This is a genomic window from Streptomyces sp. NBC_01390 (genome assembly GCF_045040105.1).
Classification (GTDB): Bacteria; Actinomycetota; Actinomycetes; order Streptomycetales; family Streptomycetaceae; genus Streptomyces.
This window is the reverse complement of record NZ_CP109551.1, coordinates 2801255-2815067: the sequence shown is the minus strand read 5'-3', so window position 1 is coordinate 2815067 and position 13813 is coordinate 2801255. Positions and strand designations below refer to the sequence as shown.

At 70.2% G+C, this 13813-nt stretch carries 8 protein-coding genes; all 8 read left to right on the top strand.

Annotation, left to right across the window (positions count from 1 at the left end; genetic code table 11):
- Positions 1 to 999: 999 nt before the first annotated feature.
- The 8 genes from OG241_RS12495 to OG241_RS12460 all read left to right on the top strand — a co-directional run bounded on the left by OG241_RS12495 (position 1000) and on the right by OG241_RS12460 (position 13811).
- Positions 1000 to 2952 (top strand): FAD/NAD(P)-binding protein, encoded by a 1953-nt coding sequence (locus OG241_RS12495; protein ID WP_405815332.1) that lies wholly within the window; start codon positions 1000 to 1002, stop codon positions 2950 to 2952.
- Between the two features lie 55 nt (positions 2953 to 3007).
- Positions 3008 to 4192, top strand: coding sequence for an LLM class flavin-dependent oxidoreductase (locus tag OG241_RS12490; RefSeq protein ID WP_405815331.1), 1185 nt, complete (start codon positions 3008 to 3010; stop codon positions 4190 to 4192).
- Between the two features lie 219 nt (positions 4193 to 4411).
- Positions 4412 to 5263: a DUF1684 domain-containing protein gene (locus OG241_RS12485; protein WP_405815330.1), complete on the top strand. Its 852-nt coding sequence runs from the start codon at positions 4412 to 4414 to the stop codon at positions 5261 to 5263.
- Positions 5264 to 5481: 218 nt separating this feature from the next.
- Positions 5482 to 6390 (top strand): S1 family peptidase, encoded by a 909-nt coding sequence (locus OG241_RS12480; protein WP_405815329.1) that lies wholly within the window; start codon positions 5482 to 5484, stop codon positions 6388 to 6390.
- Positions 6391 to 6581: 191 nt separating this feature from the next.
- A complete protein-coding gene (locus tag OG241_RS12475; protein WP_405815328.1) occupies positions 6582 to 7619 on the top strand; it encodes a slipin family protein in 1038 nt (345 codons plus the stop codon).
- Between the two features lie 247 nt (positions 7620 to 7866).
- A complete protein-coding gene (locus OG241_RS12470; protein WP_405815326.1) occupies positions 7867 to 8946 on the top strand; it encodes a S1 family peptidase in 1080 nt (359 codons plus the stop codon).
- Between the two features lie 324 nt (positions 8947 to 9270).
- Positions 9271 to 12834, top strand: coding sequence for a DNA polymerase III subunit alpha (locus tag OG241_RS12465; protein WP_405815325.1), 3564 nt, complete (start codon positions 9271 to 9273; stop codon positions 12832 to 12834).
- Complete coding sequence (locus OG241_RS12460) at positions 12831 to 13811, top strand: DNA polymerase thumb domain-containing protein (RefSeq protein WP_405815324.1); 981 nt, start codon at positions 12831 to 12833, stop codon at positions 13809 to 13811. The genes OG241_RS12465 and OG241_RS12460 overlap by 4 nt, the downstream gene beginning before the upstream one ends.
- Positions 13812 to 13813 lie beyond the last annotated feature (2 nt).

Sequence of the window (13813 nt, the reverse complement as noted above, 5' to 3'; positions counted from 1 at the left end):
TCTCATGCTTTCCGCATCCCTATGGTCATCCATGATGCGGATGGCGCGCCAAGTGAATAGACGCCGCGCGGGGGTTTCGTGACGGTACTGGTGCACAACCATTTCGTCGAGAGGCCCGTTGCCGCAAGGGTCTTGCTGTGTCCGACTGCTGACTGAGAGTGAAATATGATTCTTCGTGGCGTATGGGTGAGCGTTGGGACGTATGGGTGAATGAGAGGCCTGCCCGCTTTCCTGACGGAGCCTCAGGCGTGGTCATGGGAGGCCCAGTCGTGTCCGGGACGCGTCTGACGTCGGGTCAGGCCTCGATCTGTCGTGGCGAGATCCGCGGAGGCCGGCTCCTGTTCGCTGTAGGTCTGTGTAGGTCTGCATGTTGTGCGTCTCCTTGCCCGTGTCCGCGCGAACATGCGTGAAAGGAACGGGAAAGGAACGCGAAAGGGAATGGGGAGTGCTTGAGGGGGAGGGGTGTGCGGTGTGTGAAGGCTCGGGTGAAAGGTGAGGTGCGCGGGAGAACGCGAAAAGGCGCCCGGCCGAGCGGGCGCGCAGGGGGTCAGCTCAACAGGAGGAGGACCACACTCGACCGAGATCGATGTGGGAGCGTTTGACCAGCCACTGCTGTGGATGCATGGGGCAAGTGGAACAGGCATCCGGTTTGGCGTCAACCGACGTGAGACGAAGCGCTCACAGTTCGGACACCCTTGACAGTGAGGGGAAACGTCGCCGTAGAGTCGGAGGACGGCCCTGCTGAGGGGCTCGGCCGTACAGCGCGCCCCGTACGTCGTACTGCTGCCATGTGCGCCGTACCGCGCGCCCTGCGACACCCGTGTGAAGGCATCACCGTGTTCGACCCATCGCGTCACGGAGCCTTTCCATGTCCTCGCACACCCTGGCCGCGTCGGCCCCGCCCCCACCTCCACCTTCGTCCCCACCCCGGTACCTGGAACAACCGCACGGCGCGGCGCTCCCGGCCGCCGTCCGCACGCACAGGGCGGAGCGGGTGCGATGAGGCCTGTGCTTGTCATCGTGGGGGCCGGTCCGCGGGGGACCGGTCTCCTGGAGCGGATCGCCGCCAACGCCCCCGAGCTGTACGGGGATTCGGGCCTCGACATCCATCTCGTCGACCCGCATCCGCCGGGTGCCGGCCGTATCTGGCGCCAGGAGCAGTCCCCGCTGCTGTGGATGAACTCGCAGGCCCAGGACGTCACCATGTTCACCGACGAGACGGTGGCCATGGTCGGCCCGGTGCGCCCGGGGCCCACGCTGCACGAGTGGGCGGACATCGACGGCCGCGTCTTCTCGGACCGCCAACGCCTCGGCGCCTACCTGAACTGGGTGTACGAGGACACGGTGGCCGCCCTGCCGCCCGGCATCCGCGTCCAGTACCACGCCGGGCGCGCCCTGCGGATCGCCGGGCCGCGCGAGGGGCGCCAGCAGGTGTGGCTGGAGGGGCGTGCCCGGCCGTTGCTCGCCGATCTCGTGGTGCTGACCCTCGGCCATCTCGACGCCGAACTCGACGACGAGCAGCGCGAGTTGGCCTCGTACGCGCAGGCCAACGGGCTGGTGCATCTGCCGCCAGACTTCACCGCCGACAGCGACCTGTCCGCGCTGCGGCCCGGTGAGCCCGTCCTCGTGCGGGGTTTCGGGCTGGCCTTCGTCGACCTGATGGTGTTGCTCACGGAGGGGCGCGGCGGACGCTTCGAGGAGAGTTCCGGGGGCGATCCCGGCAGCGGCGAGGGGGAGTTGACCTATCTGCCGTCCGGGCGTGAGCCGGTGCTGTACGTCGGCTCCCGGCGCGGGGTGCCGTACCACTCGAAGATCGACTACGACTGGACCGGTGAACGACCGCCCCTGCCAAGGTTCTTCGGGCCGGACGAGGTGGACGCCCTGCTCGCGCGGCCGGACGGCTTCGACTTCCGGCGGGATGTGTGGCCGCTGGTGGAGAAGGAGTTGGGATTCGCGCACTACCACCGGCTGTTCACCGTCCACCCGGAGCGCACCAGAGGCGCCTGGTCGGACTTCGAGGAGAAGTACGCAGCCGCGGACCCGGCGGAGCGGGAGGTGCTGGTCGCCTCGACCGTGCCCGATCCGGCCGACCGGCTCGACCTCGACGCCCTCGACCGGCCGCTCGAGGGCGTGCGGTATCCGTCGTACGAAGCGCTTCAGGAGGGGCTGCGGGAGTACATCCGGGATGATCTGACGCGACGTCATGATCCTTCGTACAGCCCGGATCTGGCTGTCTTTCTCGGGCTGCTCTCTGTCTACGGGCAACTCGTGCGGCTCGGGGACATCGGGTCCTGGTGGCACGGCTACTTCAGCTATCTCGCCTCCGGGCCGCCCGGACCCCGGCTGCGGCAGATGCTCGCGCTGTCCCGGGCCGGTCTCCTCAACTTCCTCGGCGCCGACGTGACCGTCACCGCCGAGGACGGGGTGTTCCGGGCGGGCGGTGCCAGTGTGCCCGGAGCTTCGGTGGAGGCCCGCGCGCTTGTCGAGGCGCGGCTGCCGGAACCCACGCTGGAGCGTGCCCGCGACAGCCTGCTGCGCGAGTTGTACGACGACGGGGTCGGCGTGACCGCCGAGGGGCTGCTCGCCGTGGACCGCGGTGACGGACGGCTCCTGGACCGGGACGGCCGGCCGCACCCACGGCGCTTCGCGCTCGGACCGCACACGGAGGCGCGGGGCTCCGGAGCATTCACCCGGCCGCGCACCGGCGGGCCCGCGTTCCGGCAGAACGACGCGACCGCGCGCGCCGCACTGGCCTTTCTATGGACGGCGGCCCGGCACGACGGCATCGGCGACGACGACGGCGACGACGTGCGCGGTGTCGGGCAGGGCGCTGAGCGCGTCGCGGATGGGCGCGGTACCGGGCGCGATGACGAGCTCATAGCTGAGAGCGGTGTCGAGAACGGTTCCGAGCGCGGTGTCGAACCGGTGGCCGGTCACGGCACCGCCGCATGACGCCTCCCCCTACTTGTCACGCGGGTGCTGTGGCACCGACGAAAGGTTCGTCCTCATGACCTCAACGCACGGCCGGGGGCTGTTGCACCTGGCCGCCGCCGTCGATCAGCCCGTGGCCGGACAGCAGGCCCTGCCCGACGTCGACCTGTACGTCGAGGCGGCGCGGCTCGCCGAGAGCGGCGGGCTCGACTTCGTGACGCTCGGCGACTCCTTCGCGCACCCCGGTCCCGACGCGCTCGGCGTGCTCGCCCGGATCGCGCCCGCCACCGCGCGGATCGGTCTGGTGGCCACCGGCACCACCACGTACGCCGAGCCCTTCCACGCCCGGGCGGCCCTGGCGACCCTCGTCCGGGTCAGCGGCGGCCGGGCCGGCCGGCAGCTCGACCTGCCGGCGACCGAGGCCGGGACCGGGAGCGGGGCCGAGGATCGGACCGTGGCTGAGGCTGAGGCTGAGGCTGGGGCCGAGACCGCCACCCGGCTTTTCGGGCGCCGTCGGGCTGCTCCCGGCGGCACACCGCCTGGGGAGATCGGTGAAGTCGCCGACAGAGCAGCCCGGTTGTGGGACAGCAAGGAGGGTGACGCCGGGACACGGGACCTGGCGACCGGCCGGTTCGTCGACGAAGGCAAGCCGCACCATGTCGACTTCGAGAGCGCCACCTTCTCCGGCACGGGCCCCTCCACGGGCCCCTCCGCCTTGCCGAAGCCGTCCCAGGGGCACCCCGTCCGTGTCGTCGACGCCACCGAGACGCAGGCCCGGCGGCTCGCGGCCCGGTACGCCGACGTGGTGCTCGTCCGGGCGGTGAGCGCCGCACAGGCGGGTGCCGTACGGGACGAACTGAGGCTTGCGGCAGAGGACTTGGGACGTGACCCGGACGAGCTGCGGGTCCTCGCGAGCCTTGTCGTCGACCTCGGCGGCGGCGAGTACGCGGCCGAGCCGGGGCACGGGGGCGGCGGTCCCCGGCCGAGTGCGCAGGGCCCGCTGTACCGGGGTGGCCCCGTCGACCTCGCCGAGCTGATCACCGCCTGGCACGCGTCCGGCGTCGTCGACGGTTTCCACCTCGTCCCCGCCGAGCCGCGCCGTGACCTGGAGCGCCTTGTCAACGGCACGGTGGCGCTGCTTCAGCACCGGAGCCTGTTCCGTACCTTCTATCCGGGCAGCACCCTCCGGGAGCACCTGGGGCTGGCCCGGCCGGTCAAGCAGTGCGCCGGGCCAGTCGTGAGCGCCGGGGGCGCGTCGTGACCGTACGGGCACCGGGGCGTGGACCCGCGCTCGTGTCCTGTGCTCGTGTCCTGTGCTTGTGCCGTGCGCCGCGAGACCCGTATGGACGGGCTGACAGGGCGTCGCACCGATAAAGATGACATACAGGTTGTGTACCGGCCGTGCACAGAACGTGCGGTCCGGGGCGTGGGCCGGAGGCGGCGCACGGAGTGATTCCAGGGAGTGAGCTGGAGTGAGTTCATGACGGCGGAGGTGTCCGAGGCGTGGCAGAGGTGGCACGAACGGCGCATCGAGACGGTGTCGGCGCCCTACGGGCCCCTCGCACTAGTCGGTACGCACTGGATCGAGGACTTTCCGGACGGTCGGCTTCCGGCCGTCCCCGGCCGCTGGACGGCCGACGGCGACGGGATCGTCCTGGACGCCGGGGCCACGGACGGGCTGACGCTCGACGGTGAGCCCTTCGCCGGGAAGGTCCGGCTGACCGCCGACTCCGGTCCGGCGGGCGCGGCCCGGGTCGGTGTCGGCGACCGACGCCTGGTCGTACTGGTGCGCGAGGGCAGCTGGGGCGTACGCGACTTCGACCCCGCCGCCGAGACGCGCACGGCGTTCAAGGGCGTCGAGGTGACCCCGTACGACCCGCGCTGGTCGGTGCCCGGCAGGTTCACGCCGTACGACGGGCGGCGGACCGTGCGGGTCGCGAACGCGGACGGGCGGGAGCGCGGGCTCGGGCTCGGCGGTGAACTGACGTTCACGCTCGACGGGCAGGAGCTGGCGCTGCGCGTGACGGTCGAGGAGGACGGCACGCTGTGGGCCGTCTTCGCCGACTCCACCAGCGGCGACGGCAGTTACCGCTTCCGATTCCTGCGCCCCGCGGCCCCGGACGCCGACGGGCGCACAACGGTGGACTTCAACCGGAGCCTGCTCCCACCGTGCGCGTTCGCCGACCATTTCGTCTGCCCGTTTCCCCCGCCGGGAAATACGCTGGACGTCGCGATAGCCGCGGGGGAGCGCGATCTTCGTCGGAACACCGCGAGACCACCGATAGAACACCGAGAGAAACACCGAGAGAAACACCGAGTAAGTACCGAGTAAGTACCGAGTTTCTTGTTCAACCCCTGTGAGTCGTACAGGGGTTGAACAGTGCGCGGCCGGAAGGCGCTCTTGCGTCGACCGGTCGAACGGCCGAATACTTCCACCCAGCGCTTGTCAGGGTCACAGCATGTCCGGAATCCGGGCAGAGCGGCTCCGACTGCGCCTCACGGGCCCCGACCCCACGCGGGCCCCCGACTTCCCATGTGGAGGAACGACAAGTGAGGATCAAGCGCACCACCCCCCGCAGTGGCATCACGAGACGGACCCGGCTGATCGCCGTCAGCACCGGACTCGTGGCCGCGGCCGCCATCACCATCCCCAACGCGACCGCCGCCGACGTCACCACCTTCAGCACCGCCCAGCTCACGAAGGCGAGCGGCTCGGTACTCAAGGCCGACATCCCGGGCACCGCCTGGGCCGTCGACGCCAAGACGAACCGCGTTGTCGTCACCGTCGACAGCACGGTCTCCAAGGCGGAGATCGCGAAGATCAAGCGGCAGGCGGGCAGCACCGCCGACGCCATCACCATCAAGAAGACCCCGGGCAAGTTCAGCAAACTGATCTCCGGCGGCGACGCAATCTATGCGAGTAGCTGGCGCTGCTCCCTGGGCTTCAACGTCCGCAGCGGCTCCACCTACTACTTCCTGACCGCCGGTCACTGCACCGACGGCGCGGGCACGTGGTGGTCGAACTCGGGCCACACCACCACCCTCGGGTCGACGGCCGGGTCCAGCTTCCCGACCAACGACTACGGTCTCGTCAAGTACTCGACGAGCTACCCCACGAGCTCGATCTCGGGCACCGTCGGCAGCGTCGACATCACCAGCGCCGCCACCCCGTCCGTGAACACCACGGTCTACCGTCGCGGTTCCACCACCGGCATCCACAGCGGCCGGGTCACCGCGCTGAACACGACCGTCAACTACGGCGGCGGCGACGTCGTCTACGGCATGATCCAGACCACGGTCTGCGCCGAGCCCGGCGACTCCGGCGGCCCGCTCTACTCCAACAGCGGCATCGCCTACGGTCTGACCTCGGGCGGCAGCGGCGACTGCTCCTCCGGTGGCACGACCTTCTTCCAGCCCGTCACGGAGGCTCTGAGCGCCTACGGCGTAAGCGTCTTCTAGGGCCTGCCCCACGGGTCCGCCCCACGGCACCATCGGTTTTCGCACAGTCCGACCTTGCAGCCGGCCGGCAGCAGGCGAGCCCCCGTACGCAACCCGCGTGCGGGGGCTCGCCCTTGTCCGCCCGACGGAGTTACCTTCGAAGTACAGGAAGTCTCCCCTGCATACGCCCACTTCGGACCCTGGGGGCCGGCATGGTCGAGGAGCTGGTGACGGCGGGAGTCGCTGTCGCGTCCGCCGGAGTGCTGTACGTGGCGGCTGCGGCGCGGGTCGTCAAACAGTACGAGCGAGGTGTGGTGTTCCGCCTCGGGCGCCTCACGTCGAGTGTGCGCGGGCCGGGGTTCACCGTGATCGTGCCCTTCGTGGACAGGATCCGCAAAGTCAACATGCAGATCGTGACGATGCCCGTGCCCGCGCAGGAGGGCATCACCCGGGACAACGTGACCGTGCGCGTGGACGCCGTCGTCTACTTCAAGGTGGTCGACGCGGCCGAGGCGATCGTCCAGGTCGAGGACTACCGGTTCGCGGTCTCGCAGATGGCGCAGACCTCGTTGCGCTCGATCATCGGCAAGAGTGACCTGGACGATCTGCTGTCCAACCGGGAGCAGCTCAACCAGGGGCTGGAGCTGATGATCGACAGTCCGGCCATGGGCTGGGGTGTGCAGATCGACCGGGTCGAGATCAAGGACGTGTCCCTGCCGGAGACCATGAAGCGTTCGATGGCCCGGCAGGCGGAGGCCGACCGGGAACGCCGGGCGCGGGTCATCAACGCGGACGCCGAGCTGCAGGCGTCGAAGAAGCTCGCGGAGGCCGCCGGAGTGATGTCCGAGCAGCCCGCGGCACTCCAACTCCGGCTGCTCCAGACCGTGGTGGCGGTCGCGGCCGAGAAGAACTCCACGCTCGTCCTGCCCTTCCCGGTGGAACTGCTCCGCTTCCTGGAACGGGCGCAGCAGCCGGCCGGGCCGCCGGCCGCACCAGCGGCCGCAGCACCGCCGGTCGTGTCGCCGGCCGTGTCGGCGGACGCGCCCTCGGTGGAGCCGTCGCAAGGGGAGAGGTCCGAGACGTCCGGTCCATCCGGGCCATCACGTCCGTCCGGGCCGTCCGGGCCAGTCGATCCGTCCGATCCGTCCGATCCGTCCGATCCGTTCGAGCAATCGGTGCAGGAGCAACTGCCTTCCGCCGCTTCCTTGTTGGAGTTGAGCCCCGAAAGGGCGATTTCAAGACAGGACTAGACCTCACGGTGTGCCCACTCATTACTCACGCGTAGTGTTTGCAGTGCGAATTCGCGTGAAGCAACTGTGAAATGACCGTGGACTGTCAAGGTGGGGCCGTGGGTGGGGGCGCACGCCCGTTTGTCTACGCGCGTCCTGAAGTCGACCTTGTGTGCTCCCCGAACGTCTCGGAATAGTGGGCGGCGTCCAACCGGCACAAGGAGGTCCCCACAACCTCCCGGCCGAACCCCCCACAGGAGGACACAAGTTGAAGCACCGACGCATATCAGGGCGCCGCGCCACCATGGTGGGTGCGGGCATCACCGCACTCGTGGCCGCGGGATTGACCTTCCAGAGTGCGAACGCCAGCGAGGTCGCCAAGACCGCTGAACCCAGGGCCCTTTCGGTCCCGGCGGCCGGAAAGATCGCCTCGACGCTCGCCAGGGACCTCGGCGCCGACGTCGCGGGAACGTATTACGACGCGAAGACGAAGAACCTCGTCGTCAACGTGCTCGACGAAACGGCGGCCCGGACCGTCGAGTCGGCCGGCGCCCGGGCGCGGATCGTCGAGAACTCCGTCGCCGAACTCGACAGCGCCCGTACGACGCTGAAGCGGGACGCGACCATCCCCGGCACCTCGTGGGCGGTCGACCCGACGGCCAACAAGGTCGTCGTCACCGCCGACCGCACCGTCTCCGCAGCCGAGTGGAGCAAGCTCACCAAGGTCGTCGACGGCCTCGGCGGCACAGTCGAACTCCAGCGTACGAAGGGGGAGTTCAGGACCTTCGTCGCAGGCGGCGACGCGATCACCGGCAGCGGGGGCCGCTGCTCGCTCGGCTTCAACGTGGTCAAGGGCGGCGAGCCGTACTTCCTGACCGCCGGGCACTGCACGGAGGCGATCTCGACCTGGTCGGACTCGTCCGGCGTGATCGGCCAGAACGAGTCGTCCAGCTTCCCCGGCAACGACTTCGGCCTGGTCAAGTACACGGCCGATGTCGCCCACCCGAGTCAGGTCAACCTCTACAACGGCAGCTCCCAGCGGATCACCGGCGCCGCCTCGGCCACCGTCGGCCAGTCGGTCACCCGCAGCGGCTCCACGACCCAGGTGCACTCCGGCACGGTCACCGGTCTGAACGCGACCGTGAACTACGGCAACGGCGACATCGTCAACGGGCTCATCCAGACCGACGTCTGCGCCGAGCCCGGCGACAGTGGCGGCTCGCTCTTCTCGGGCAGCAGTGCGATCGGCCTCACCTCCGGCGGCAGCGGCGACTGCAGCGCGGGCGGCGAGACCTTCTTCCAGCCGGTCACGGAAGCGCTGTCGGCCACCGGTACGCAGATCGGCTGAGCCCCTTACCGCGCGTCCTTCACGCGCGCTGTCCCTCTCCCGGTCCGATCGGTCCGGGACGGTCCCGCCCCTGGTTTCCAGGGGCGGGATTTCGCCGTTCGGGAGGCTGTGTACGAGGCCGGGCGCGAGGCCGTACGGACGGGGCTGTGGCGGCGTCGACGGCCTTCGAGCAGCTGCGGTCGTCCTTGATCAGGTCGCTGACCGGGGTCGATGGGGCTAGAGTGAACGAACCAATCGAACGGAAGTGCGAATCTCGTACGAGCCGATCGTCGAACTGGTGATCGAATGCGTGGCCGAAAAGGGACGGAGTGATGGAGGTGCGGCATGACGGGCTTCGCCCATCTGCACGTCGCGTCCGGTTATTCCGCCCGCTACGGCGCCGCCCACCCCGAGCTGCTCGCCCGGCGGGCCGCCGAGCGCGGTATGGGGACGCTGGCCCTCACCGACCGGGACACGGTCACCGGCGCCGTACGGTTCGCCCGGGCCTGTGCGAAGGAAGGGGTCCGGCCGGTCTTCGGCGTCGACCTGGCGGTGGCCGCCCTCGCGCCGCCGCCCCCGGACCGGCGGCGCCGTACCCCGGTGCGCGGCGGCGCCCATGTGGCCGAGCCGCCGCTGCGGTTCACGCTGCTCGCGCAGGACCGGGCCGGCTGGGCGCGGCTGTGCCGGATCGCCTCGGCCGCGTATGTCGGTACGGCGTCCGGCGCGGCGCCGGTGATGGTGCCCTGGGAAGCGCTGCGTGAGTACGGCGGTCCCGGTCTGACTGTGCTGCTCGGCCCGCTCTCGGAGCCGGTGCGGGCCCTGTCGGTGGGCCGGGAGGACGTCGCGGTGCGCTTGCTGGCGCCTTGGCGGGAGGTGTTCGGGAGTGGGGTGCGGCTGGAGGTGATCATGCACAAACGTTTCTTCATCGACGCCGATGGCAGTGGCATCGGCGGTGCCGGTGGCAGTGGCAAGGGCAGCGGCGGTGGTGGTGGCGGTGCAGCTACGGGTATCGGCCCCGGCCCCGGTACGGGTATCGGCCCCGGCTCCCTGCGCCTCGCCGCCCGTACCCTCGCCCTGGCCGACCGAACCCGTACCCCCGCCGTCCTCACCAATGCCGTCCGCTATGCCGACCCCGACCAGCACCGTCTCGCCGACGTCCTGGACGCCGCCCGGCTGCTGCGGCCGATCGACCGGCGCCGCCTCGACAGCGGGGAGCGCTGGCTGAAGGACGAGGGAGGGATGACGGAGATCGCGTACGCGGTCGCCGAGTGCGCCGGAGCCGACGCCCGGCGGGCCCGACGGCTGCTGGCCGACACCGCCGCCACGGCGGACGCCTGCGCCCTCGACCCCGTGGCCGACCTGGGCCTGGGTACCCCCCACCTGCCGGAACCTTCCGTACTCGGTGCCGGGCCCGGTGCGGGCGCCGCCGGCCGGTTGCTGCGTGAGCGGTGCGAGGCGGGCCTGGCCGTACGTGGCCTCGACCGCGACCGAGTGGCGCTCGGCCGGCTGGACGACGAGCTCGCCGTGATCTCCAAGCTGAACTACGACCCGTACTTCCTCGCCGTCGGCCAGGTCGTCGCCGACATCCGGGAACTGGGCATCCGGGTCGCCGCCCGCGGCTCGGGCGCCGGTTCCATGGTCTGCCACGCGCTGGGCATCGCCACCGCCAACCCTCTCGAACACCGGCTGCTGTTCGAACGGTTCCTCAGTGAGCGGCGCAAGGGGCTGCCCGACATCGACATCGACGTGGAGTCCGCCCGACGCCTGGAGTGCTACGACGCGATCTTCGAACGGTTCGGCAAGGAACGGGTCGCGGTCACCGCCATGCCCGAGACCTACCGCGCCCGCCGGGCACTGCGTGACACCGGCCTGGCCCTCGGCATCGCACCCGCGGACGTCGACCGGATCGCCAAGAGCTTCCCGCACCTGCGTGCCTCGGACATCACCGGCGCCCTCGCCGAACTGCCCGAACTGCGTCAACTGGCCGCAGAAGCACACCGGTTCGGACCGCTGTGGGAGTTGGCCGAGGGCCTCGACTCCCTGGTCCACGGCATGGCCATGCACCCCTGTGGCGTGGTCATCAGCGACGCGACCCTGCTGGACCGGCTGCCTGTACAGCCCACCCCGCAGGGCGACTACCCCATGGCGATGGCGGCGAAGGAGGAGATCGAGGCGCTGGGCAACATCAAACTGGACGTCCTGGGTGTGCGGATGCAGTCCGCGATGGCCCACGCCGTCACGGAGATCGAACGAACAACGGGTCGCCGTATCGAACTGGACGATCCGGAACAGGTGCCGCTCGACGACGTCTTCGCCTTCAAGCTCATCCAGGAGAGTCGGACCCTGGGTCTGTTCCAGCTCGAATCGCCCGGCCAGCAAGATCTTTTGTCCCGGCTCCAGCCGCGCGACGTGCAGGACGTCATCGCCGACATCAGCCTCTTCCGCCCCGGCCCGGTCGCGGGCGGTATGCCCGAGCGGTACATCGCCGCCCGTCATGGCGGCACCCCCGCCTACGCCCACCCGGACCTGGAACCGGTGCTCGCCGACACCTACGGCGTGACCATCTGGCACGAGCAGATCATCGAGACGCTGGCGGTCATGACCGGCTGCGACTACGCGATGGCGGAGATCGCACGGAGGGCACTCGGCGACAAGGCCCGGCTGCCACGGGTCAGGGACTGGTTCCAGGCCTTGGCACGCGCGCGTGGCTACAGCGCGGCCGTCCGGGACGAGGTCTGGAAGACCGTCGAGGCCTTCGGCGCCTACGGCTTCTGCCGCGCCCACGCGGTCGCCTTCGCCGTACCCGCGTTGCAGAGTGCCTGGCTCAAGGCCCACTACCCGGCGTACCTGCTGGCCGGTCTGCTCGAACACGACCCGGGTATGTGGCCCAAGCGTGTCCTGGTCGCCGACGCCCGGCGGGGAGGTGTGCAGGTCCTGCCCGTGGACATCAACCGCTCCCGGGTGAGACACATCGTGGAGAAGGCCGAGGGAGAGCGGTGGGGTGTACGGCTCGCGCTGTCCGAGGTGCGTGGCATCAGCGAGGAGGAGTCCGCGCGGATCGAGGAGGGGCAGCCGTACGGATCACTGTCGGACTTCTGGCAGCGAGGCCGGCCCAGCAGGCCGGTCGCCGAACGCCTCGCCGAGATCGGCGCCCTGAGCTGTCTCCACGACGGCCGGCTCACCCGGCGTGATCTCCTGCTCCAGATCGCCGAGTTGCACCGCCAGTCCCGCAACCGGACCGCAGGCGAGGGCCAACTGCCCATCGATACCGGGGCGGTCGGCGGGGCGGAGCCGAGCGGGCTGCCCGAGATGACCGGACGCGAGGCCCTGAGCGCCGAGTTGAGCACCCTGGGCATCGACGTCTCCAAGCATCTGATGGAGCATCACCATCGGCTGCTGCGGGAGATCGGCGCGACCGACGCGGCCCATCTGGCCGGACTGCGCGCCGGTCAGCAGGTCCTGGTCGCGGGGGTACGGGCCTCGACGCAGACTCCGCCGATCGCCAGCGGCAAGCGGATCATCTTCGTCACCCTGGAGGACGGCTCCGGCCTGGTCGACCTGGCCTTCTTCGAGGATTCGCATCCGGCGTGCGCGCACACCGTCTTCCACAGCGGGCTGCTGCTGGTGCGCGGCACGGTCCAGGTGCGCGGCACCCGTCGTACCGTCGTCGGCACCATGGCCTGGGACCTCGACGAGATCGCCGCCACCCGCCGCGACAACGGCCCCGAGGCCGCACTCGCTCTCCTCGGCGAGCGTCGCCCGCACCCGACCCCCGCCCAGCCGCGGCGCACCCTCGCCAACGGCACGACAGGGGCTCAGCTGCATCCGTACGCCGATCTGCAGCCCGCCGGGACCCGCTCCGCCGACCTGAAGAAGTTCGGCCACCGCAGTCCGGGGAGTGCAGGATGAACACGCGTCAGCGGCATATCGCACACTTCCATCTGCACGCTGTGCTGACCGAGGCGCAGTACGGCGACGTAATCGAACTGATGTCTGGCGTCACGCCCCATGTGCAGGCGGTTCCGCCCGACGCCGTTCAGCTGGACCTGACTTCGGCGCTCCGGTATTTCGATCTGTCCCCTTACGACGTGGTCCAACTGGCGAAGATCAGGCTGAAGGCCCTCTACGGCATCGACAGCAGTGCCGGCCTCGCGGGCAATCGCATGCTGGCATCCATGGCGGCCGACGCCTCCGCGCCGGGAGACACCACCTGGGTCCCGGCCGCGAGGGCCGCCGAATGGCTGTACCCCCGCCCCGTCACCGCACTGCCCGGGATCGGCCGCGCCACGACCAGCACCCTCGCCCGGTACGGACTGCATACCGTCGGGCAGGTCTCCGACCTGCCCGCGGCGACCCTGCAACGGCTCCTCGGTGCCGCTCAGGCGCGGCTGCTGGCCGAACGCGCCCGCGGCTACGACCCTCGTACGGTCACCCCGAAGGAGCCTGCGGCGCACCTGACCGCCGACCTTGTGCTCGACCGGGACTGTCTCGATCCGACACGACATCACCAAGCCGTCCTGGGACTCGCCGACCAGATCGGCCAACGTCTGCGCGGGGAGAACCAGATCGCCAGGAGGCTCACTCTCACGGTGCGCTACGCCGACCGCAGTTCCACCACACGTACGAACACGATGTCGGAGCCCACCAACCACTCGCCCGCCATCGCGGCCACCGCTCTGAGTCTGCTGACCGCGCTGGGGCTGCAACGAGCACGAGTCCGCTGCTACACGATTCGCGCCGACAACCTGCTGCCCGCCGGCAGCGCCTACCGCCAGCTCTCCATGGACCCGGGCGACGACCGGGCCCGCGCGGCAGAGCGTGCCGCCGACCGGGCGCGCCGACGCTTCGGCCCGCAGGCCGTGCGTCCAGCGGCTCTGGCGAATTGATC

Bases quoted from the DNA above. Each gene is read 5' to 3' on its own strand.
- OG241_RS12495 (WP_405815332.1), top strand. From the start codon at position 1,000: ATGAGGCCTGTGCTTGTCATCGTGGGGGCCGGTCCGCGGGGGACCGGT.
- OG241_RS12490 (WP_405815331.1), top strand. From the start codon at position 3,008: ATGACCTCAACGCACGGCCGGGGGCTGTTGCACCTGGCCGCCGCCGTC.
- OG241_RS12485 (WP_405815330.1), top strand. From the start codon at position 4,412: ATGACGGCGGAGGTGTCCGAGGCGTGGCAGAGGTGGCACGAACGGCGC.
- OG241_RS12475 (WP_405815328.1), top strand. From the start codon at position 6,582: ATGGTCGAGGAGCTGGTGACGGCGGGAGTCGCTGTCGCGTCCGCCGGA.
- OG241_RS12465 (WP_405815325.1), top strand. From the start codon at position 9,271: ATGACGGGCTTCGCCCATCTGCACGTCGCGTCCGGTTATTCCGCCCGC.
- OG241_RS12460 (WP_405815324.1), top strand. From the start codon at position 12,831: ATGAACACGCGTCAGCGGCATATCGCACACTTCCATCTGCACGCTGTG.